Origin of the sequence: Lysobacter sp. Root76 (assembly GCF_001428685.1) — a bacterium.
Classification (GTDB): Bacteria; Pseudomonadota; Gammaproteobacteria; order Xanthomonadales; family Xanthomonadaceae; genus Lysobacter.
In genome coordinates, this window is the sequence record NZ_LMIK01000005.1 from 88,961 (window position 1) to 110,408 (window position 21,448).

The window sequence follows — 21,448 nt, forward strand, 5'->3', positions numbered from 1 at the left end:
ACGTCAGTACGTCGGCTCCAGCGCGCCGCCGGCGCTGATGCCGGCGCCGTAGGTGCCGTCGGCGAGCGAATAGATCTGCGCGTTCGGCAGCGCCGCGATCAGGGCGTTGTACGCCGCCTGCACGGAGGCCTGCCAGACCGCGGTCTCGCCGATGATGAACACGGAGTTGGGGTTGTAGTTCTGGCCCTGCAGGATCGCCACCACCGTCGGCACGTCGGCGGCCGAGAACTGGTTGTTGGCGGCGTCGTAGATCGCCAGATGGACGCCGATCACCTGGGTGCCGGCGGCGTTCTGCGCGGCGATGCCGATGCAGGAGGTGAAGGCGGTGAACTGGATCGTCGGTTGGGTGTCGCCGCCGGCGGTCGGTGCGACGTTGGCGGCGGCCGCCCACTCGCATTCGGCGATGGCCAGCGGCGCGGCACCGGCGTTGATCGTGTAGGGCATGTCGGGCTCCGTTGCGTGGAAGGGAAGCGCCGTTATCGCCGCTGATCGCGCGCGGCGGTATGCGGAAGCGGCGTGCAGACGGCGGCGTTCACGCGCTGCCGATCGCGCCCGTCGCGCTTCACGGCGCAGACGGCGCGGCGTTGTGGTCGGTATGGACACCTACGCGTCGTCGCACCCGCCCGAGCCCGCCCTGCGGCCCGCCCTCTCCGTCGTGGCGCACGCGCCGGCGGCGCTGTTCCTGGGCCTGCCCGCCCCGGCCACGCCCGCCTTCGACGCGCTGTGCGCGTTCTGCGAGGAACACCGCGTCGCGGTGCTGGCCTCGCTGCCCTGGGTCGCGGCCGAGATCGCCGGTCATGACGGGTTCGGCGCCATGCTGCGCTTCGTACGCGCCCTGGGCGGGCGCCGCGTGTACGTGCCGCGCGATCGCCATGGCTTCGCCGAGCGGCTCGGGGTCGAACTCAGCGCAGCCACCCACGCGCGCCTGCTCGCCCACGCCAGCGAGGCCGGCACGGTCGAAATCCCCTCGGCCTGGGGCGTGTTCATCGCCCTGCGCCGGATCGCGATCCGCGCCGCGATGGCCGCCGGCGACGATCTGCGCCTGGTCGCGCAGTCTTTCGGGGTCAGCGAGCGCCACCTGCGTTGCCGCTGATGCGCCGCCCGTTCACGGCCGCGACGACGGCGCGTTAATCCCTAGGCACGCTCACTTACGCAGAGGAAACCGCCATGCCCGTCGTCGTCCGCGTCTCCAACCAGAACGGCGCCATCGTGCTGCCCAACTCCGACACCTTCACCCCCGCCGGCACCCGCGCCACCGTCACCACCACCCAGCTCGACGGCGTGCTGACCGTCGGCCAGCAGTATTGGGTCGGGGTAACCGCGCCCAGCGCCAACGTCGGCAACTACACCTGCAAGTACGTGTCGGTGGACGTGATGACCTACTCGTTCGACAACCTGCTCAGTGCCTGAGCCGGGACGGGTCGTGGGGGGCCGCTTCCGGGCGGCCGCGCCCGTCCCGGCCCGGGCTCCACAGCGATGCTGATGCCCGGCGGGATGCCGCCGCCGGGCCCATGGGCGACAATGATGGTCTGCCCACCGCACGCGCCCCTCATGACCCAGGCTCCCAGCTCCGCCGTCTCCCTCACCCGCTACCTGATCGAGGAGCAGCGCGCCGGGCGCATCAACCCGGACCTGCGCCTGCTGATCGAAGTCGTGGCCCGCGCCTGCAAGACCATCTCGATCGCGGTCGGCAAGGGCGCGCTGGGCGGCGTGCTCGGCGATGCGGGCACGCCCGGCGCGGCCAGCATGAACATCCAGGGCGAGGCGCAGAAGAAGCTCGATGTGCTCAGCAACGAGATCCTGCTCGAAGCCAACGCCTGGGGCGGCCACCTCGCCGGCCTGGCCTCGGAAGAGATGGACACCTCGCATCCGATCCCCGACGTCTATCCGCGCGGCAACTACCTGCTGCTGTTCGATCCCCTCGACGGCTCCAGCAACATCGACGTCAACATCTCGGTCGGCACCATCTTCTCGGTGCTGCGCTGCCCCGACGGCGTGACCCAGGCCCAGGACGAGCACTTCCTGCAACCGGGCACCGAACAGGTCTGCGCCGGCTACACCACCTACGGCCCGAGCACGATGCTGGTGCTGACCATCGGCAACGGCACCCACGCCTTCACCCTGGACCGCGAAGTCGGCAGCTTCGTGCTGACCACGCGCAACATGAAGATTCCGGAAGAGACCAAGGAATTCGCGGTCAACATGTCCAACCAGCGCTACTGGCAGGCGCCGATGCAGGCCTATGTGGGCGATCTGCTGGCCGGCAAGGAAGGCCCGCGCGGCAAGGACTTCAACATGCGCTGGGTCGCGTCCATGGTCGCCGACGTGCACCGCATCCTGACCCGCGGCGGCATCTTCAGCTATCCGCTCGACGCCAAGTGCGCCGCACAAGGCGGCAAGCTGCGCCTGATGTACGAGGCCAACCCGATGAGCTTCCTGGTCGAACAGGCGGGCGGCGCGGCCAGTACCGGCCGCCAGCGCATGCTGGAAGTGCAGCCCACCGGCCTGCACATGCGCGTGCCGGTGTTCCTGGGCAGCAAGCAGGAAGTCGAGACCGCGGTGCGCTACCACGCCGAGCACGACGCCCAAGCCTGACTGGGCGCGCGACAGCGCGTTCGCCGCGGATGAATCGCTACTGGCGCGATTCGTGCATGCCTCTGCGAAATCCAATCGCCGCGATGCTCGTCATCGCGGTGACCGCTCCTGGTCACCCACGGCGTTGAATACTCTTGCCCACACGGATAGCGGCGCGGCACACGCTACGGGAGGGGAGAAGCACGATGGCCAACGGTGGACCGCGCGAGCCTCATGCTCAAGATGCTCGAGGCGCGGGTAAGCACGATCCGGCAGGCACGCAAGCGGACACGCGCGAGCCATCGCCCCGAGTTTCGCGGGCACGCGAACTGATCTACGTCACCCGCGGCACCGCCGGGCGGGTGCTCTCGCTGGGATGGCTGCAACCACTGGGCTGGAACCTGCGCCGGGCCCCCGACCTGCGCAGCGTTCTGCGCATCCTGCAACGCGACGCCCGTCAGCCGCACGCGGCCCTGCTGGACCTGCGCGAGGGCTTCACCCATCACGATCTGGCCGAATTCGGGGTCGCGCTATCGGCCCACAACGTCGGCTGGGTCGCCGGCGTCGACGCCGCCCAGCTGGACCAGGAGCCGGTGCGCCGGCTGATCCGCGACTACTGCTACGACTACGTCACCCTGCCCTGCTCCGAGGCCCTGCTGAACACCATCGTCGGCCACGCCCACGGCATGGCCACCCTGGCCTGCGAGCACGGCGACACCACCAGCGAGGCCGGCTTCGACGGCATGATCGGCGAGAGCGCCGCGATGCGCGCGCTCTGCCGCACCCTGCGCAAGGCGGCGATGACCGAGGCGCCGGTATTCATCGCCGGCGAAACCGGCACCGGCAAGGAACTGGCCGCGGCCGCGGTGCACCGGCATTCGCGCCGGCACGCGCATCCGTTCGTCGCCATCAATTGCGGCGCGATCCCGCACAGCCTGGTGCAGTCGGAGCTGTTCGGTTACGAGCGCGGCGCCTTCACCGGCGCGCAGCAGCGCAAGCTGGGCCGGATCGAAATGGCCAACGGCGGCACCCTGTTCCTGGACGAGATCGGCGACCTGCCGCTGGAAAGCCAGGCCTCGCTGCTGCGCTTCCTGCAGCAGGGCAGCATCGAACGCCTGGGCGGCCACGAGCAGATCCCGATCGACGTGCGCATCATCTCGGCCACCCATCACGACCTGGAGGCCGCGGTCATCGACGGCCGCTTCCGCGCCGATCTGTTCCACCGCCTGTGCGTGCTGCGCCTGCAGCAGCCGCCGCTGCGCGACCGCGGCAGCGATATCGACCGCCTGGCCGAACATGCGCTGCAGCGCTATTCGCAGGAGAGCCAGCGCAGCCTCAAGGGCTTCTCGCCCTGCGCGCGCCATGCCCTGCATAGCCACCCCTGGCCGGGCAACGTGCGCGAGCTGATCAACCGCGTGCGCCAGGCCGTGGTCATGGCCGAGGGCCGCCTGATCACCGCCGCCGACCTGCACATCGACAGCGCCACGACCGCTCCTCCGCTGACGCTGGACGAAATCCGCGATGCGGCGACCAAGGATGCGATCGAACGCGCGCTGCGGCGCAATCGCGGCCGCCTGGTCGATGCCGCGCGCGAACTCTCGGTGTCGCGGGTCACGCTGTATCGGTTGATGCTGCGGCATGGTCTGCGCGTCGGCGACGATCCGGGGACGCCGGATACGATCGGTGTGGCGTAGCGCCTGGAGCCGTTCGTGGCGGGCTAGTGCGACGCGAGGTTCGTGCCAACCATTTAAATAGTTGATTTTGCTAGTTTTTTACGTGAAACGGCCCGTCTGCGCCGGTGTTCGGCGACATAAATGCTTCGTTGTCGGTACGTAGAAATGGCACAGCGCCGGTGGCGTGTGAGTGCTTTTCCTATGGATCAGTGAGGCCTGGCCTCGTTACGTGATGCACTCTCGCACGAGCTTTCGATGTTGCGTTTTCGCAACGTCGATTCGGCATGCGAGGATGCCGCTTTCCCGATCCATAGCGTAGAGCCGCGCATGACCGACGCCCCGCCGCAGGACGCCCTGAACGATTTCATCGAGGTCTATCCGCAGGCGCTGGACCGCGCGACCTGCGCGGCACTGCTGCAACGCTTCGACGCCAGCCGCGACGCCGTGCCCGGCCGCGTCGGCGGCGGCGTGCTGCCCGAACTCAAGGACAGCCGCGATCTCACCATCAGCGGCCGCGAGGATTGGCGCGACGCCGAGTCGCAGTTGAACCAGGCCGTGTTCAAGGGCCTGCTGCGCTACCTGCGCCGCTACCCGCACACCCTGATCGCGCCGCTGATGCTGGAAGTGCCCGGCAGCGACGGCAAGGGCCACCGCCTCACCGCCGAACGCCTAACCGCGATGGATGACGCTACGTTGAGCCCGGTGGTGCAGACCGTACTGAGGCCCGGCGCGATCAACCTGCAGCGCTACACCGCCGACCGCGGCGGCTACCCGTACTGGCACTGCGAACTGTTCCCGCGCGATGCGAACGCCGAAACCCTGCACCGCCATCTGCTATGGACCATCTACCTCAACGACGGCTTCGAACAGGGCGAGACCGAGTTCCTTTATCAGCAGCGCAAGATCGCGCCCCGCGTCGGCGACCTGTTGATCGCACCGGCGGCCTTCACCCACACCCACCGCGGCAACCGGCCCAAGGGTGGGGACAAGTACATCGCGACCAGTTGGATTTTGTTCCAGCGGGCCGAGCGCTTGTATGGCGGAGGATGAGCGAACGGCCGCTTTCGGCGACCGCGAGCCCAGTCACAGCGCCGTGACTTCGTACTGAAATCCACGGCAACCTCCACGCATGGCGGTGCGGCGAATGCCTGAACTCAATGACCTGTTGTTGAAAGCTGCCCGCGAAGGAGACGAAGCGGCGGCTCGTCTCGCCATCGACGGTGGCGCCGCGATCGACGCGACGAACGGCGTAGGATCGACGCCACTCGTCTACGCGGCCACCAACGGCCACGAAGCGCTGGTCAGACGATTGATCGCCGCCGGCGCCGACATCGCGCACCGTACGGATTTCGGGCAGACCGCGCTGCACCAAGCCGCCGCCTGGCAGCATCCGGCCATCGTCGAAATCCTGCTCGATGCCGGCGCCGCGATCGACAGCGTGAGCGATACCGGCATCACCGCCTTGATGATCGCAGCGGCGCGAGGGAACATGCCGCTGGTCCACCTGCTGCTGGAGCGCGGCGCAGCCGTCAACCACCGCGACGCCGACGGCTTCAATGCCTGGGCGTGCGCAGCGGAGAAAGGTAACGGCGATATCGCAGCGCTCCTGATCGAGAGAGGGGCCGAGCCGTTTATCCTGGAATAGGACCGACTCACCGGCTGCGCCTGCGCTTAGCCAGACCTTCCATGGCGGTGCGGAAGTCGGAACCACTCCTCATGCCGGCTCCGTCAGCGGCATCGATTCATTCGTTGAGCCATACGACCCATGACCGACATTGCCTTCAGCAAAGACGAACAGGCGCTCATCGTCCGCAAGATCCAGCTGTACGTCTCCGAGGAACTCAAGCAGCCGATCGGCCAGTTCGACGCCCAGTTCCTGCTCGACTTCGTGTCCCGGGAACTGGGCGCGTACTACTACAACCGCGGCCTGTACGATGCCCAGGCGGCGTTGAGCGCCAAACTCGAAGACGTGCAAGACGCCATCTATCAGCTTGAGCAGCACACCGACTTCAGAAGGTGAGCCTGTGGACCGCCTGTTCGAACCGAAGTCGCCCTGGTCGAATCCGTCGATGCTCCCTGGGAAAGCTTCCCGAGCGAGCTGGATCCCGATGAGAGTTGACCACCCATTCAAGCCGAACCCGCCTTACGGCTGGGCCCAGCTCAGGCGGTAGCGAGCATGGCCAAGGAGTCGGCGTGGATGTTCTGGCGCAATCTGACAAAGCTGGTCGTTATCGCGATCTTCCTTGCCACCTGCTTCTTCATGCTGGCGCGCGTCATCGGCTATGGCTCGCCTTGGCTCGGCTTGTTGCTGATGTTCTATTTCATGGCCTTGGCAAAGTTCGCCGAACCGGTGTTCGTTCTGCGCCTGCCCCGCCTTCTGCGCGCCGTGCAGCCGAGCCTGCCCGACGACCGGCTGTATCGCCGGCTGGGCGTTCGCGGATTCGGCGCGCTATTGCGTAACACGCCGCTTCGGTATCTGAACGACTCTGTGTATCGTTCTTCCGGCAAGCGAAGCCTGGCGGAACTGCGGCGCCAAGCGGAGTCCGCAGAGGCGACCCATTTCTGGGCCGCGATCTTGTTCACGCCGTACATCGTCTACGTGGGCGCCCGCGGGCTCGTGGCGGAAGCGATTCTGTTCGTGGCGGTGCAGATCGTGTTCAACGTCTACCCGATCCTGCATCTGCGTTTAGTTCGCGCTCGGCTGAGCAAGCTCGGGTTGCCTGTAGGCTCTCGAAAGGACGTCGCCGGGCCCGGTATCGATGGCCCCGCCTGATTCAAGTGTGGTGGAGAACGTCCGTGTTCGAGCTGCAAACTCATATCGCCGCAAGCTTCTCCACTCAGGATCTGATGACTGCCCTGGGTGCGGAGAGGCGGGCAAGACCCTGACGGTCTGTCAGGGCCGGGTGGTCGGGGAGCGGGATTCGCGCCGGGAGACGGTTGCGGTGATGCAGGCTACGATCATCAATATCCCGGGCGGTGGCTGACCGCCTGTTCCAGCGAGCCGCGAAGCGGTTTCGGCCGTTTCGAGCATTGATTGCCATCGATGGATTTCCTTATCCGCCCAGCAAGCGCATCCGACGCCGAGGAGATCAGTGGGCTGATCACCGGTTGGGCGCACCATTACCTGCAGGATCCGGCGCCCCCGGAAGCCGCTGCATTCCTGGCGACGCTGACTCCTTCGGCCACGGCCGAGCGCATTGAGGCGCCGAGTTTCCGTTACTACGTTGCGGAAGGTCCGCGCGGTCTTCTGGGCGTCATCGCCTTGCGCGAGAGCTCGCATCTCTACCACCTGTTCGTCCGCGCGGATGCTCATGGGCAGGGCATTGCCCGCGCGCTTTGGACACATGCCAAGGCCGAGTCCGGCAGCGACGCATTCGTAGTCAACTCGTCCCTGCCCGCGGTTCCGGTCTACGAGCGCTTCGGCTTCGTCGCCAGGGACACACCGCAAACGAAGAATGGCTTGGTGTACGTGCCGATGGAGTACGTGTACGACGGCTGACGACCCATTTATGGCCGCGCTGACCGCGCCGCTTGAGGTTCGGCGGTCTTGCACGATATTCCGCGGCGATTTGCCGTTATGTAGCCTTCGATAAGCTATCTCAGTTCTCTAACTGGACGTACCCGTCGGGCTGAACCAGCCAGGTGCCACACCATGAAACATATCCTCTTACTTACAATCCTACTTGTCCTGTCGCCGGCCTCCAGGGCTTGCGATTTCATCATCGGCTCCTGGCAATCGGATGCGGCAGCGACGATGGCTTTCAACCGTGCAAAGGCGAAGTTGGAGCCGCGTCAGGACGAATTTCTTGCCTCCCTGATGGGCAAGATGACGATGGAGTTCACCCCCAAGGATATGCATCTGAAAATGCCGGATACTCAGGTTTCGATAGGGGGCAAGCCCAGGCCATTCGGCGGATTCGAAGAGCGCAATACCTACAGAGTTCTGTTCTGCAACGCGCGCATGGTCGCCATAGCGGCACGGGAATCCGCGACAGGTGAAGAAGAGGTTTGGACCTATTTCTTCTCAGGCCCTGATGCCATGTGGACGTACACAGGGACAAACAGGCCGAATATCCCAGATCTTCATGCGCGCGAGTATTTCAGGCGCATCAAGCGCTAGTTGGCAGATCCTTGAGATTCCCTCGAGATCTACCCCGTTGCCTCGGGGTAGCACGACTTGCGGGAAAGGCGCTGTCGATGAGCTCGCTCCGTAGCGGATGGTCAAGCTCGGCGACGACGCGCCCTCAAGGCGTACGCGGATGGTTCAACACCAGCCAGTACAAGCCCACCTGCTTCACCGCCCACACGAACTGCTCGAAATCCACCGGCTTCTGGATGTAGCTGTTCACGCCCAGGGCGTAGCTGGCTTCGACGTCGAAGGGTTCGGTGCTGGTGGTCAGCACGACGACCGGCAGGGTACGGGTGGATTCGTTGGCGCGGATCGCCTGCAGCACTTCGCGGCCGTCGACCTTGGGCAGGTTGAGGTCCAGCAGGACGATCGACGGCAAATCGGCGGGGTCGCGCTCGGCATAGCGGCCGCGCGCGAACAGATAGTCCAGCGCCTCGGCGCCGTCGCCGACCACCATCAGCTTGTTGGCGACCTTGGCCTCCTCGAACGCGAGCCGGGTCAGCTCGACGTCGTCGGGATTGTCTTCGACCAACAGGATGACCTTATGCATGCACGGTGTCCTCTACCGCCGCAGCGGTGGGCAGTTCGATAAAGAAGGTGCTGCCGACATCGGGACCCGACTGCGCGCGCAAGTGGCCGCGGTGACGGTCGACGATGCGCTTGGCGATCGCCAGGCCCAGGCCATGGCCGCCGCCCTGGTCCGGCCCGTGCAGGCGCTGGAACGGCTCGAACAATTTATGAGCATATCGCATGTCGAAACCGGCGCCGTAGTCGCGGATCGCGATACGCAGGCGGCCGTCGTCGCGTTCGCCGGAGATCTCGATCCGGATCGGATCGCGCTCGCGCGAGAACTTCCAGGCGTTGCCCATCAGCTGGGTCAGCATCAGTTTGAGCAGGCGCTCGTCGCCTTCGACGAACAAGCCGGGTTGCACCTGGATGTCGGCGCGGCGATGCGGATCGGCATCCAGCAGTTCCGCGCCGACCCAGTCCGCGAGCAGGCTCAGGTCCACGCGCGCCAGGCGCATCGTGGTCCGGGTCACGTGCGAGAGATCGTTGAGCGCGGCCAGCAGCGCGGTCATGCGGCCGGCCGCAGCGCGGATGCGGTTCAGATAATCGCGGTCGGTCTCGTCCAGGCGTTCGGCGGCGCGGTCGGCGAGCAGGCCCGAGAAGCTTTCGATCGAGCGCAGCGGCGCGCGCAGGTCGTGCGCGACCGCGTCGGCGAACAGCTGCAGATGGCGGTTGGACGCGTCGAGCGCATGGGCGAACTCGTCGGCGTCGCTGCGCGCCTGATCCTCGGCCGCCACCTGGGCGCCGATGTCGCGGATCTGCACCAGCAGGCAGCGCGGCGCGCCCTCCGCGCTGCGCACCAGGGCGACGTTGGCGTGAGTCCAGACCGCCGCACCGTCGCGGCGTATGTAGCGTTTGCGCGCGTCCAGCGCCGGAATGGCGCCATCGGCCAAGCCTTCCAACAGACTGCTGGAAAGCGCGATGTCGTCGGGGTGGGTGAATTCGGCGGTGGTCCGGCCGACCATCTCAGCGGAGCTGTAGCCCAGCAGGCTTTCGAGGGCCGGATTGATCTCGACCCAGCGCCCCTGCAGATCGACGATGGCCATACCGATGCCGGAGGCCCGCATCGCCATGCGAAAACGGTCCTCGCCCGTTTCGTGAGCGGCGGCTTCGGTCATTCTTTGCGGACTCGGAGTTCCTCTGGCGGGCAAGTGTAACGGCTGCGACCGTGATGGCGCGGTGCAGGCAGGGCTCTGCGCTGAACCGCCAACAACCGCCACGACGCGGTGCGCCAAGGGGCGCATGCCCCGGCCGATAGGACTCAGAACAGTTCGCCCTGGGGCGAATCCGGGCGCGGCGCCACGAACTGGCTGGTGTCCAGCGCCGGCAGCCGGCCGTAGCCGATCCGGCGCCAGGCCTTGCTGAAACGCTGTTCGATCAGCTGTGCGAACGGCCCCTCGCCGCGCATGCGCTTGCCGTAGGCGCTGTCGTAGTCCTTGCCGCCGCTCATCTGCCGGACCAGGCTCATCACGTGCTCGGCGCGGTCGGGATAGTGCAAAGCCAGCCATTCGCGCCAGATCGTCTTGAGCTCGTGCGGCAGGCGCAGGACCACGTAGCCGGCCGCGCGCGCACCGGCCTCGTGAGCGGCGGCCAGGATGTGCTCAAGCTCGGCGTCGTTGATCATCGGGATCATCGGCGCCGCCATCACCCCGACCGGCACCCCGGCGTCGGCGAGTTCACGCATCGCGCGCAAACGCGCGTGCGGGGCAGAGGCGCGCGGCTCCATCTTCGACGACAGGTGGTTGTCCAAGGTGGTGACCGAGAAGTACACGGTGACCAGCCCGCGCCGGGCCATCGGCGCGATCAGGTCGAGGTCGCGGACCACGCCGGCATTCTTGGTGATCAGGCTGAAAGGGTGCGAGCACTCGCTGAGCACCTCGATCAGCGAACGCGTGATCTTGTAGCGGCGTTCTATCGGCTGATAGGAGTCGGTGTTGATGCCCAGCGCGATCGGCGCGCATCGGTACGACCGCCGCGCGAGTTCGGCGCGCAGGCGCTCGGCGGCGTTGGTCTTGGCGTAGAGCTTGGTCTCGAAGTCCAGGCCCGGCGACAGCTCCAAATAGGCGTGCGAAGGCCGGGCGAAGCAGTACACGCAACCGTGCTCGCAGCCGCGGTAGGGATTGATCGACTGGCCGAAGGCGATGTCCGGCGATTCGTTGCGGCTGACGATGCTGCGCGCGCGCTCTTCGGTGACCTGGGTGTCCGGCCGCGATTGTTCGTCGGCCGCGTCGTGAAGCGAACCCCAGCCGTCGTCCTCGCCCTGCGCGGTGGTGACCGCGTAACGGCCGGGCACGTAGGACGCCGCACCGCGGCCTTTGATCGCGGCGGGCTGGATCGAGAGCTGGGATCGGCGGGCGTCGTCCATGCCGCCAGGCTACGCCGCGAGCGTCGCAGGCAGTGCGACGGGGCTGAACAGGGCCTGCAGGGAACGCTCCGTTCGTCCGCGCCGGCGCGCCGCTCTCACTCGATCGCGAACGTCACGTCCACCGATGCGGTCACGCTGATCTGCCCGACCGACAAGGTCGCCCCGTCCGCGCTTTCGCCACCGCCGCCGTTCTGCACGGTGTTCTGCATCATCTGGCCGCGGTTGCCGCCCCAGGACGCGCCGCTGCGCCACCAGCCGCCGGCATAGGATTCGGACACGTTCTGCACGGCGCCGCGGCGCGCGCCGAGTCCGGAGGTCAGCGCGTCGGCCTTTTCCTTCGCTGCCTGCACCGCCAGCGCGCGTGCGGCGTCGCGATGCTTGCGCAGTTGCGAGGTACGGAACTCGACGCCATGGATGTACTGCACGCCATTGTCGAGCAGGCCCGCGAGCACCGCCTCGTAGTCGCCGACCCGGGTCAGTCGGATGCCGATGTTCTTGCGCACCACATAGACCACCGGCGTCACGCGCGAGCGCTCGCGTGCGGCGCGACTGGTGTCGTCGTCCTCGAACTGGGGTTCGATGCTGACGAAATCGGTCTGCACGTCCTTGCTGGGCACACCGCTGCGGGCAAGAAAGGCCAAGGCCGCCGCCACACGCTCGTCGTTGAGGCGTTTGGCCGGAGCGAGCTCGACGTCGCGGGTCTCGACCCCGACGTTGAGCAGGATTTCGTCGGGAGCGACCTTGATTTCGGCGCTGCCGGACACGTTGACGCTGCGCGCGGCAGCGGCGCCCACATGCGTTTGCGCCGCGGCGGGCAGCAGGGGGCAAGCCAACAGGATCGGCAACAGCAGCGATGCGATTTTCATGCGAGAAAGTCCTGGTCGGATGGGAGAGTCGGCGGGTGCGCGCCGGATCTGTCGGCCGCGCCCCCAGGACGTCGCTCGCTCACGGCGCGGTCGCCGTGCCCTTGCCCGTCCGCGCCATGCTGCCTGACGTACGTGCCGGCAGGCCCGGCTCGCATCGTACCGCTCGCGGGGCGGCCCGCACTTTGCGCCGCTATCGCCGGCCCGGGACGGGAGATCGTGGCGGGCGTACGTCGCGCCGAAGCGCAGACCGAGGCCGCCGCGTTCGAGCCGGCATAGACGCCGAGCTGGACGCTGTCGGCCTCCACCGATGTCCTGCCCTGCGGCGACGACACCGGACCTTACGGCTTTGCGCCGAAGCGAATGCGACTTAGTCTAGCGACGGCACGCGCAGCCTGTTCCGATGCCGCGGCCGCCCCAGGATAGGACCGATGATGGATACGCTCAAACAAGCCTGGGAGGCGATTACGGCGATCCCGCACCTGGGCTTGTACCTCACGCTCGGCTGGGCCGCGTACCTGATCGGGCTGGGATTGTGGATCGTGCTGCAGAAGCGCGAGCCGGTGGCGACCATCAGTTGGCTGGTCAGCCTGGCCGCCCTGCCCTACCTGGGCTTCTTCATCTACTACCTGCTCGGTCCGCAGCGGATCCACCGCCAGCGTCTGCGCCGGGTGCGCGCGCGTGCGTCGCTGCCGGCGGCGTTGCCGGGGCTGTCGTCGTCGCCGGAGGCGGTCGAACTGGCGAAGCTGGCGCAGGCGACCACCGGTCTGCCGCCGACCACGGCCACCCAGGCGCGTCTGCTGATCGACGGCGGCGCCAAGTACGCGGCCTTGCTGGAAGCGGTGGCGCAGGCGCGCGAGCACATCCATCTGGAGTATTACATCTTCCAGCCCGACGCCTGCGGCGCGGCGCTGCGCGATGCCCTGGTCGAGCGAGCGCGCGCAGGCGTACAGGTGCGCCTGCTGCTGGACGCGGTCGGTTCGGGCTCGACGTCCAACCGCTTCCTGCAATCGCTGGTCGACGCCGGCGGCGAAGTCGCCTGGTTCCATCCGATGAAGCTGCGCTGGTTCTGGAAGCGGCCGTGGTTGAACCTGCGCACGCATCGCAAGATCGTGGTGATCGACGGCCGGGTCGGTTTCACCGGCGGCATCAACATCACCGACGAGGAAGACGAGCGCATCCGCAAGGACGCCTACCGTGACCTGCACCTGCGCCTGGAAGGCGACATCGTGCGCGAGCTGCAGTTGGTGTTCGTCGAGGACTGGGCCTACGCCACCGGCCAGCCGCCGCTGCGCTTGACCCACCCCGCGCCGCAGCCGGGCGAGATCGCTGCGCAGGTGCTGGTGTCGGGTCCGGATTCGTCGTGGGAGGCGATCCACCGCCTGCACGTCGGCGCGATCTACGCCGCGCGCGAACGGGTCTGGCTGGTCACGCCCTATTTCGTGCCCGGCGAGGCCGCGCGCATGGCCCTGACCTCGGCCGCGCTGGGCGGACTGGACGTGCGCCTGCTGGTGCCGCGGCGCAGCGACAGCCGCCTGGTCACCTACGCCGCGCGCTCGTATTTCGACGAACTGCTCGAGGCCGGCGTCAAAATCCACGAGTACGGCCCGCGCATGCTGCATACCAAGGCCCTGCTGTGCGACGAGGACCTGGCCATCATCGGCAGCGCCAACTTCGATCACCGCAGTTTCCGGCTGAATTTCGAGATTTCGGTGATGTTCCACGACGGGCCGCTGGCGGCGGAGCTGGCCCAGCTGATCCAGGCCGAATGCAGCTACGCCCCGCGCGTGCGCGCCGACCGCGAGCAGCCGCTGTGGCGCCGGCGGTTGCCCGAGGCGCTGGCGCGGCTGGTGTCGCCGCTGCTGTGAACGCGCACTGGGTCACGTCGCGTACGACGGGCGGTCGTGGCGGCACCATCATCGGGCTGTAGCCCGGCGACCGGCGCGCTACACTCGCGGCGACTGGCAACCACCTACCGACGGGAGCACCGCCGCCATGTATTGGCTGTTTCTGCTGCTGGCCCTGGCCGCGCTCGTAATCGCTTTCAAGACTTCCTCGGGCGTGCTGCTCGTGGTCTGCCTGCTGGCCTCGCTGGGCTTTTTCCTGGCCTGGGTGCTGGGCCTGGTGGCCGCGCGCATCGGCAGCCAGAGCCGCGACGAGGGCATGATGCTGGACCCGGCCGAGCTGCGCCGCCTGCGCGAGCAGGCCGAGGCGCGCAAGCTCGCCGCAGCGTCGTCGCAGCCGGCGTCGTCGGAGCCGCAGCAGCAGCGCTGAGGCCTGGTTCGGCAGGCTTGGGAAACCGGTCGGCGCGCCCTAGACTGCGCGCATGACCGTACTCAGCGTCAACGTCAACAAGATCGCCGTGCTGCGCAATTCGCGCGGCGGCAACGACCCGGACGTGGTCGGCGCCGCGCGTGCCTGCCTCGATGCCGGCGCCCATGGCATCACCGTGCATCCGCGTCCCGACGCGCGCCACATCCGCGACTACGACGTGATGGCGCTGGCGCAGCTCACCCGCGAGCGCGCGGTCGAGTTCAACCTGGAAGGCAATCCCTTCGCGCCGCCGCGCGCGGGCTATCCGGGCTTCCTCGCCCTGTGCGCGCAGGCGCGGCCGGCGCAGGCGACCCTGGTGCCGGACGGCGACGGCCAGCTGACCTCGGACCACGGTTTCGATTTCCGCCGCGACGGCGAATCGCTGCGACCGCTGATCGGCGAGCTCAAGGCCATGGGCTGCCGGGTCAGCGTGTTCGCCGACGCCGGTTCCGACGGCATCGAGATCGCCGCGGCGATCGGCGCCGACCGGGTCGAGCTCTACACCGGTCCCTACGCCGAAGCGCATGCGCGCGGCGACGCCGGTGCGGCTCTGGCGCTGTTCGCCGATGCCGCCCGGCGCGCGCAGGCTGCCGGCCTGGGCGTGAACGCCGGCCACGACCTCAGCCAGGCCAATCTGGGCAAGTTCCTGCGCACGGTCCCGCAGGTGCTGGAAGTGTCGATCGGCCACGCCCTGATCGGCGAGGCCCTGTACGCGGGCCTGGACGCGACGGTGCGGGCCTACCTGCGACTGCTGTAGGCCGCACCGCGCGCTCGCGCCGCGGTCACTGCAGGGCGATGTTCTTCAGGCCGCTTTCCTTGGCCGCGGACACCGCGGTGGCGAAGCCCTGGTAGTCCGCATCGGCGTTGGCCGCGATCTCCAGCACGGTACGCGGGGCGCGGCCGGCCAGGGTGTCGAGGGCGTCTTGCAGCGACACCGCCGCGACCGCTTGGCCGTCGAGCATATAGCTGCCGTCGACCTGGACCGACAACTGCACGCGCGGTGGCGGAGCTTCCGCGGTCGGCGGCGTGGCCACCGGCAAATTCAGGTTCAAGGTGCCGGTCATCACCGGCGCGGCCACCATGAAGATCACCAGCAGCACCAGCATCACGTCGACCAGCGGGGTGATGTTGATTTCGGCGACGGCGCGGGCGTCGTTACGGGACGGGGAATCGAAATACGCGGAGACGGCCATTGCACTACCCCCACTGGGCGGAATGCCCGGTTCCACGCTAAACCGGTTCCGGCCCGGCTGGCAAGAGCGCAAAAAAAACGCCGCCCGAAGGCAGCGTTTTCACGACGGTAAGCGTCAAACTTGTCGATCGGTCAGTCGTTCTGCACGAAGCCGATCTTTTCCATATTGGCGTTCTTTGCCTTCGCCAGCACCTTGGCGAGGATGCCGTAATCGGCATCGGTGCTGACGTCGATCTCCAGCATCGGCTGGTTGGTGGGCTCACGCTGGACTTCGACTTCCATCATGCTCTGGAGCGCCGTGATCGGTTGCGGCGTGTCGTTCCAGAAGACCTGACCCGAAGCGTCGATCCGCAGGCGGATCGGCTCCTTCGGCGGAGTCGGGGGCGGCGGCGTGGTCGTGCGCTGCGGCAGGTTGACTTCGATCGGATAAGACATCACGGGCGCCGTCACCATGAAGATGATCAGCAGCACCAGCATCACGTCCACCAGGGGCGTGACGTTGATGTCAGCCATCGGAGCGCCTGCACCGGAGCCGGAACTGAAAGCCATAAATAGTCTCCGTTTGCCTTAGCGTTCTTTGATCGCTACGAAGCCGACCTTACGCATGCCTTGGCCCTGCGCAATCTTCACCACTTCTTGCACGATGCGGTATTTGGTCGTCTTGTCACCGCGGACGTTGATCTGCGGTTGCGGCGTCTTCTGAGCCTCGATCGACAGCCGGCTCTCGAGCAGGTCCTTGGTGATCGGTTCGTCGTTCCAGAACAACGAACCGTCTTCCTTGACCGCCAGAGTGATCGGCGTCGTCGGAAGCGCGGTGGCCGTCGGCTTGTTGAGGGTGGCTTCGGGCAATTCGACCTTGACCTTATGCGACATCAGAGGCGCCGTGATCATGAAGATGATCAGCAGCACCAGCATCACGTCCACGAGGGGCGTGACGTTGATCTGTGCCATCGGGCCGCCGCTGTCGCTGTCTGTACTGAAGGCCATGTCCGAACTCCAACTACTACAAGTAAGGTGAAGACGTCGCGGTTAGGCGACTTAGCGCTTCGCGGCCAGTTCGCCGACGCGCGAACCGGTAGCGAAGAAGTCGTGCAGGTCGTGCGCGAACGTATCGAACTTGTTGTTCGTAACGCGGTTCAGGCGCACGAAGAAGTTGTACGCGAGCACCGCCGGGATGGCGACGAACAGACCGATGGCGGTCATGATCAGCGCCTCGCCGACCGGGCCGGCGACGGCGTCGATCGAAGCCTGGCCGGTCGCACCGATCTTGATCAGGGCGTGGTAGATGCCCCACACGGTGCCGAGCAGACCGACGAACGGTGCGGTCGAACCCACGGTGGCGAGCACGGTCAGGCCGCTTTCCAGACGCGAGCTTTCGCGGGTCACACCCTGACGCAGGGCGCGATCGACGAACTCGGAACGGTTGAGCGACTCGACCAGGCGCGAACCTTCGTGGCGCTGGTGGTGAGCGGCAGCCTGGGCGGCATCGAGCGCGATCTTGGAGAACGGCTCGCTACGCGACTGCTCTTCCATGAAGCGGATGGCGTCCTGCGCGTTGGGGGTTTCCCAGAACGTGCTGACGACGCGGTCGGAACTGCCGCGAAGACGCAGGTTCTTCACGAAGTTCACGACGATCCAGTAGACCGACAGGATCGACATGATCGCGAGCGTGAGGAACACGACCCAGCCGACCAGGTCGAAGTTTTGCAACAGATGGGCAAAGCTCATCTGCTGGAGGGCTTCGGCGTTGGAGCCCCCGGCAGTAGCAGCGGTGGTGGTTTCCTGCAGCATGACGCTTACCTTTGAATGTCGTGGATAAGGAAAGAAGTAGTACGTAGAGCGTTACACCCGTCTCGCGAACCCGATCAGTTCGGCGGGACGAAATCGACCGGGACGCGAACCTTGCTGGGCACGCCCACGCCGTTGCGCATCTCGGGGTTGAACTTCCACTTCCGTGCGGCATCCATGGCGGCGCGGTCGAGGTTGCGGTTACGGCTGGATTTCTCGACGGAGACGTCGAGCACGTTGCCCGAGGCATCAATGCTGATGACCAGGACCACGGTGCCGCCCACGCCCTGACGCGCTTCGGTCGGCGGGTATTTCGGCGGATTGAGGCGCTTGGACGACGGATCGACGCCCGAGCTGATCGTCGTGGCCGGAGCCGGCGGAGCCGGGGGCGACGGCGGTTCGGCCTGAATGTCGACCGGGCTCGGTTCGTCCACCACGATCGGCGGCTCTTCCGGCGGCGGCGGCAGCGGCGTCGGCTGCGGCGCGGCCAGCTGACGGATCTGCTGCGGCGGCGGCGGTTCCGGCGGCGGCGGCGGCGGCGGCGGGGGCGGCGGCGGCGGCTTGATCAGGTTAACGACGGTGACTTGCTCTTCCGCCTTTTCGGTTGCCGGCGGCGCCATGGGCGCGAGCAGCAAGAGCAGCGCCGCGACATGCACGGCGATCGCGGAGGTGATACCGGCGATACGTGCCCAGTTCAGCCCTTCGCGGTCGTCATCTTTCTTAGCGTGGATTTCGAGGTCTTGCGTCATGCCGTCAGCTCGGGAAGTGTTTCCGGACGCAAGGGCGCCGCGGGCCGTCGTTCGGTTCGTGCAACCGTTTCCAGTCGCGCGAACCTCCTAGCATATACCAAACCACGCCCTAGGTTCCAAGGGCGGATTTGCCTATCGAGTGCCGATTATTTACCCGGCAGCGCGATGATCTTCTTGGCGTCGTCGGGCTTCTTCACGCCCTTGGCGATCGCCTGCTTGGCGGCTTCCTTGGCCTCTGGAATGCGGTCTTCCTGCCACAAAACGCGTGCGAGATTGAGGTAGGTCTCGCCGTCGGGAGCGAGCGGGGCGGCTTTCTTGTACGCCTCGATCGACGGGTTCACCTGGTCGGAGAAGTAGTAGGACTGGGCCAGGGCCAGGTAAGCCTGGAAATCCGGCTTCAGGATGCCCTTGGTCAGGCCTTCGTTGATGACGTCCGCGGCCTTCTTCTCGTTACCGTCGATCTGCAGGTAGGTCGAGTAGAGCTGGCGGTAGTCCTTGTCTTCGTTGAGCTGGCCGCCGGCGCGCAGCTTCTCCAGCACCGCTGCGGCCTTGTCGTACTGGTCGGCCTGCAGGTAGGTCGCGACCAGGTTGAGCTGGGCGCGCTTGTCGGTGGGGTTCTTGGAAGCGACGGCTTCGGCCATCTTGGTCGCTTCGCCGGTCTGACCGGATTCGGCGTAGGACGCCATCAGCAGCTGCTGCCAGTCGGACTTGGGCTCGGGCGAGGCGTCGATGGCCTGCTTGATGATCTTGGACGCGTCGGCGTAGCGCTCCAGACGGTACAGGGCGTTGCCCTTGACGATCAGGTGCTCGGGCTTGGTGCTCTTGGTCTCGCTCAGGAAGCGGTCCATGGTGGCGAGCGACTCGGCGTACTTGTCTTCCTGCAGCTGCAGCTGGGCCAGCATGAACATCGAGCTGTAGTGGCCGTTGTTGTCCAGGCCGTTGAATTCCAGGGCCTTGTTCAAGTAGCCGATGGCGGCGGCGGTGTCGTCGGCGTCGTAGGCCAGCTGCGCGGCGATCTGCGCGGCGAAGGCGTGGTCGTAGGCGTTGGCGGCGGAGTTGGCGATGATCTCGTCGGCGATGGCGCGCGCTTCGCTGCCCTTATCGGCGTCGTACAGATCCATCATCTTCTTCAGCTTGGGGGTGACCTTGGCCGAGGCCTTGGCGTCGGGCTGCTGACGGGTGGCGTTGGGGTATTCGACCTTGGACGCGGCGGCGGAAGCCTTCTTGTCTTCCTTCTTCTCGCCATGACGCTGACGGCGCTCCTCGGCCCGGTCCATCGCCGACTGCGCGTGAACCTGGGCGATCGAGCCCAGCGCAAGCACGGCGCCGATGGCGGCCGTCAGCACGGTGCGGTGGCGGGTGGGGAGCTTGTTCATGTTCACCTCAATCAGCTGCCGCGTGTGCGGGGTCGATGGCCGCAGGGCCGGGGGGCCGTCACGCTAACAGAAACGCGGGGCGGCGCGATACGGGGTTTTACTGTCTTTAATGCGTAGCGTTCATCCACACTTGGGCGTACGGCCGGCAGAACGGGCCTGCTGGTACACCGGCATGAGCCCGCCGGCGCGGGCGCGCAGTTCCTGGATGCGCGACTGCGGGTCCGGATGGGTCGACAGCCATTGCGGGGGCCGGCTGCTGCTGGCGGCGATCATGTTCTCCCACAGGTTGACCGCCTGCTGCGGATCGAAGCCGGCCTGGGCCATCAGCTGCTGGCCGACCACGTCGGCCTCGCTCTCCTGGGTGCGCGAGCCGGGCAGCAGGAACAGGCCCTGGACCGCGGCGCCGCCGAGCTGGTTGGTGGCGTTGGCCGCGCCCTCGCCGTAGCGCGAGCCGAGCAGGGCGCCGGCGATGCTCAGGCCGGTCTGGGCGGTCATCTGGCGGGTGATGCGCTCGTCGTGGTGGCGCGAGACGACGTGGCCGATTTCGTGGGCGATCACCGCCGCCAGCTGATCCTGGTTCTTGGCGACGCTGAAGATGCCGGTGTTGACGCCGACCTTGCCGCCGGGCAGGGCGAAGGCATTGGGCGAGCTGTCGACGAATACCGCGACGTCCCATTGCGCCTGCCAGCCGGGCGGCAGCTGGCGGGTCACCGTATCGACCACGCAGCGGACGTACCCGTTCTGGCGGGAATCTGTGCTGAGTTTGCCCTTTGACTTGGCCTCGACGAAGGCTTGCGCGCCCATCTGGTTGAGCTGTTCCTGCGACACCGCGCCCACGTTCTGGCGCCGCCCGGTGGGCGAGGTCGTGGTGGCGCAGGCGGTCACGATCAGCGCGATCGGGACACTGAGCAGTAGACGCTTCACTTATGCGATTCCCCAGTACGTATGAACGCGTTGTAGACCGATCAGGATTAACTTTTCGTCAATCCCGACGAACCGGTGGCTCAGCTGTGCAGATAGAGCAGGGCACAGGCGAGCAAATTATTGATTCCATGTGCGGCTATGGGTCCCCAGAGCGTGCCGGTACGGCGGTAGACCCAGGCGAAAGAGGCGCCGATCGCGGCATAGGTCAGCCACAGCAGGGCGATCGCGCCGGGCCCGTTACCGCTCAGGCCGGGCACCTCGTGCATCAGGGCGAAGGCCAGGCTGCTCAGGACGATCCCCAGCCCTGGCAGGCCGGCGGCCCAGAAACGGCCGAACAGGACGCGCCGGAACAGCAGCTCTTCGTAGGCTGGCGCGGCCACGACCGCGAACAGCAGGGTCAGGGCGAACTGGCTGCGCAGGGCGGCCTGGATCATCTGGACGTTGCTGGGGACGGGTTCGATGCCGAGCCGCTCGCCGATCCAGCTCAGCGCGGCGCTGAGACCGAACGCGGCCAGACCCACGCCCAGGGCCCAGCCCCAGGTCGCGGGGCGGCGTGCGGCGCGCCAGGAGGCGGCGCGTTCCTCGCTCCCGGCGCGGCGGCGCAGCAGGTAGACCGCCACGGCGGCGCCCCCTACCGCGGCCATGGCCATGCTCAGCTGCGCGAGCGCGCCGGGCTGGCCGATCGCCTGCAGGGCGTCGGTGGCGGCCGAACCGGGCTGGCGCATGGCGATCTCCAGGCCGCGCGCGAACGCCCAGGCCATCATCGCGATCATGCTCAGCGCCAGCACGATCGCCACGGCGATGGCGAAGTCGAGCGCGGCGTGGCCGACCACGGCGCGCACGCGCCGCGGTGGGGCTGCCTGCGCTAGCGCAGGCAGCGGCGGCGGGGCGAGCGCCGCGGCGGCGGCGCTGGCGGGCTCGGAGGCCGGCATCGT

26 protein-coding genes are annotated in these 21,448 nt (G+C 67.1%); 13 read left to right on the top strand and 13 right to left on the bottom strand.

From position 1 onward, the window contains the following. Nucleotides 1-3: 3 nt before the first annotated feature. A complete protein-coding gene (locus ASE10_RS07745) occupies nucleotides 4-444 on the bottom strand; it encodes a hypothetical protein (RefSeq protein WP_055905526.1) in 441 nt (146 codons plus the stop codon). Nucleotides 445-595: 151 nt separating this feature from the next. Between ASE10_RS07745 and ASE10_RS07750 the strand changes: the two genes are divergently transcribed. From ASE10_RS07750 to ASE10_RS07795, 10 genes are all read left to right on the top strand, one after another. Beyond that, nucleotides 596-1,093 (top strand): hypothetical protein, encoded by a 498-nt coding sequence (locus tag ASE10_RS07750; protein WP_055905529.1) that lies wholly within the window; start codon nucleotides 596-598, stop codon nucleotides 1,091-1,093. 74 nt (nucleotides 1,094-1,167) lie between these two features. Then, complete coding sequence (locus ASE10_RS07755) at nucleotides 1,168-1,410, top strand: hypothetical protein (RefSeq protein ID WP_055905534.1); 243 nt, start codon at nucleotides 1,168-1,170, stop codon at nucleotides 1,408-1,410. A 141-nt stretch (nucleotides 1,411-1,551) separates the two neighbouring features. Then, nucleotides 1,552-2,595: a class 1 fructose-bisphosphatase gene (locus ASE10_RS07760; protein ID WP_055905539.1), complete on the top strand. Its 1,044-nt coding sequence runs from the start codon at nucleotides 1,552-1,554 to the stop codon at nucleotides 2,593-2,595. A 185-nt stretch (nucleotides 2,596-2,780) separates the two neighbouring features. Further along, nucleotides 2,781-4,268, top strand: a complete 1,488-nt coding sequence (locus ASE10_RS07765) for a sigma-54 dependent transcriptional regulator (protein ID WP_082559785.1) — start codon at nucleotides 2,781-2,783, stop codon at nucleotides 4,266-4,268. 306 nt (nucleotides 4,269-4,574) lie between these two features. Then, nucleotides 4,575-5,297, top strand: a complete 723-nt coding sequence (locus ASE10_RS07770; protein WP_055905542.1) for a 2OG-Fe(II) oxygenase — start codon at nucleotides 4,575-4,577, stop codon at nucleotides 5,295-5,297. A 94-nt stretch (nucleotides 5,298-5,391) separates the two neighbouring features. Further along, nucleotides 5,392-5,892 carry an ankyrin repeat domain-containing protein gene (locus tag ASE10_RS07775; protein ID WP_055905545.1) on the top strand — a complete coding sequence of 167 codons (501 nt, stop codon included), beginning with the start codon at nucleotides 5,392-5,394 and terminating at the stop codon, nucleotides 5,890-5,892. A 120-nt stretch (nucleotides 5,893-6,012) separates the two neighbouring features. Next, entirely contained in the window at nucleotides 6,013-6,267 is a 255-nt protein-coding gene (locus tag ASE10_RS07780) for a DUF2164 domain-containing protein (RefSeq protein ID WP_056306209.1), read from the top strand. Nucleotides 6,268-6,423: 156 nt separating this feature from the next. Further along, nucleotides 6,424-7,020 carry a hypothetical protein gene (locus ASE10_RS07785; RefSeq protein WP_055905552.1) on the top strand — a complete coding sequence of 199 codons (597 nt, stop codon included), beginning with the start codon at nucleotides 6,424-6,426 and terminating at the stop codon, nucleotides 7,018-7,020. A 270-nt stretch (nucleotides 7,021-7,290) separates the two neighbouring features. Continuing rightward, entirely contained in the window at nucleotides 7,291-7,746 is a 456-nt protein-coding gene (locus tag ASE10_RS07790; protein ID WP_055905554.1) for a GNAT family N-acetyltransferase, read from the top strand. A 153-nt stretch (nucleotides 7,747-7,899) separates the two neighbouring features. Next, nucleotides 7,900-8,367: a hypothetical protein gene (locus ASE10_RS07795; protein WP_055905557.1), complete on the top strand. Its 468-nt coding sequence runs from the start codon at nucleotides 7,900-7,902 to the stop codon at nucleotides 8,365-8,367. A 124-nt stretch (nucleotides 8,368-8,491) separates the two neighbouring features. On the opposite strand, the gene ASE10_RS07800 is transcribed toward ASE10_RS07795, so the two are convergent. The 4 genes from ASE10_RS07800 to ASE10_RS07815 all read right to left on the bottom strand — a co-directional run bounded on the left by ASE10_RS07800 (nucleotide 8,492) and on the right by ASE10_RS07815 (nucleotide 12,174). Beyond that, nucleotides 8,492-8,926: a response regulator gene (locus ASE10_RS07800; protein ID WP_055905564.1), complete on the bottom strand. Its 435-nt coding sequence runs from the start codon at nucleotides 8,924-8,926 to the stop codon at nucleotides 8,492-8,494. Beyond that, on the bottom strand, nucleotides 8,919-10,061 hold the full coding sequence (locus tag ASE10_RS07805) for an ATP-binding protein (protein ID WP_055905566.1): 1,143 nt from the start codon (nucleotides 10,059-10,061) through the stop codon (nucleotides 8,919-8,921). Before ASE10_RS07805 ends, ASE10_RS07800 begins: the two co-directional genes overlap by 8 nt. A 143-nt stretch (nucleotides 10,062-10,204) precedes the next feature. Then, complete coding sequence (locus tag ASE10_RS07810) at nucleotides 10,205-11,308, bottom strand: PA0069 family radical SAM protein (protein WP_055905570.1); 1,104 nt, start codon at nucleotides 11,306-11,308, stop codon at nucleotides 10,205-10,207. A gap of 95 nt (nucleotides 11,309-11,403) precedes the next feature. Beyond that, complete coding sequence (locus ASE10_RS07815; RefSeq protein WP_055905572.1) at nucleotides 11,404-12,174, bottom strand: SIMPL domain-containing protein; 771 nt, start codon at nucleotides 12,172-12,174, stop codon at nucleotides 11,404-11,406. Between the two features lie 428 nt (nucleotides 12,175-12,602). On the opposite strand from ASE10_RS07815, the gene cls reads away from it, so the two are divergent. From cls to ASE10_RS07830, 3 genes are all read left to right on the top strand, one after another. Continuing rightward, the gene (cls, locus tag ASE10_RS07820; RefSeq protein WP_056306211.1) at nucleotides 12,603-14,039 is read left to right on the top strand and encodes a cardiolipin synthase; all 1,437 of its coding nucleotides are present in this window, start codon (nucleotides 12,603-12,605) and stop codon (nucleotides 14,037-14,039) included. A 127-nt stretch (nucleotides 14,040-14,166) separates the two neighbouring features. Then, nucleotides 14,167-14,445 carry a hypothetical protein gene (locus ASE10_RS07825; protein WP_055905577.1) on the top strand — a complete coding sequence of 93 codons (279 nt, stop codon included), beginning with the start codon at nucleotides 14,167-14,169 and terminating at the stop codon, nucleotides 14,443-14,445. A gap of 52 nt (nucleotides 14,446-14,497) precedes the next feature. Next, nucleotides 14,498-15,241, top strand: coding sequence for a pyridoxine 5'-phosphate synthase (locus tag ASE10_RS07830; protein WP_056306213.1), 744 nt, complete (start codon nucleotides 14,498-14,500; stop codon nucleotides 15,239-15,241). A 25-nt stretch (nucleotides 15,242-15,266) separates the two neighbouring features. Here ASE10_RS07830 and ASE10_RS07835 read toward each other — a convergent pair whose 3' ends face one another. The 8 genes from ASE10_RS07835 to ASE10_RS07870 all read right to left on the bottom strand — a co-directional run bounded on the left by ASE10_RS07835 (nucleotide 15,267) and on the right by ASE10_RS07870 (nucleotide 21,445). Next, nucleotides 15,267-15,677, bottom strand: a complete 411-nt coding sequence (locus ASE10_RS07835) for a biopolymer transporter ExbD (protein ID WP_056306215.1) — start codon at nucleotides 15,675-15,677, stop codon at nucleotides 15,267-15,269. Nucleotides 15,678-15,808: 131 nt separating this feature from the next. Beyond that, a complete protein-coding gene (locus ASE10_RS07840) occupies nucleotides 15,809-16,225 on the bottom strand; it encodes a biopolymer transporter ExbD (protein WP_055905585.1) in 417 nt (138 codons plus the stop codon). 18 nt (nucleotides 16,226-16,243) lie between these two features. Beyond that, a complete protein-coding gene (locus ASE10_RS07845) occupies nucleotides 16,244-16,663 on the bottom strand; it encodes a biopolymer transporter ExbD (protein ID WP_056306217.1) in 420 nt (139 codons plus the stop codon). Between the two features lie 51 nt (nucleotides 16,664-16,714). After that, nucleotides 16,715-17,467: a MotA/TolQ/ExbB proton channel family protein gene (locus ASE10_RS07850; protein WP_055905590.1), complete on the bottom strand. Its 753-nt coding sequence runs from the start codon at nucleotides 17,465-17,467 to the stop codon at nucleotides 16,715-16,717. 74 nt (nucleotides 17,468-17,541) lie between these two features. Further along, a complete protein-coding gene (locus ASE10_RS07855; RefSeq protein WP_055905593.1) occupies nucleotides 17,542-18,213 on the bottom strand; it encodes an energy transducer TonB in 672 nt (223 codons plus the stop codon). Nucleotides 18,214-18,359: 146 nt separating this feature from the next. Further along, entirely contained in the window at nucleotides 18,360-19,490 is a 1,131-nt protein-coding gene (locus ASE10_RS07860) for a tetratricopeptide repeat protein (protein WP_156087720.1), read from the bottom strand. Between the two features lie 219 nt (nucleotides 19,491-19,709). Next, complete coding sequence (locus ASE10_RS07865; RefSeq protein ID WP_056306219.1) at nucleotides 19,710-20,513, bottom strand: M48 family metallopeptidase; 804 nt, start codon at nucleotides 20,511-20,513, stop codon at nucleotides 19,710-19,712. Nucleotides 20,514-20,593: 80 nt separating this feature from the next. Then, on the bottom strand, nucleotides 20,594-21,445 hold the full coding sequence (locus ASE10_RS07870) for a CPBP family intramembrane glutamic endopeptidase (RefSeq protein WP_056306221.1): 852 nt from the start codon (nucleotides 21,443-21,445) through the stop codon (nucleotides 20,594-20,596). Between the last annotated feature and the right edge of the window lie 3 nt (nucleotides 21,446-21,448).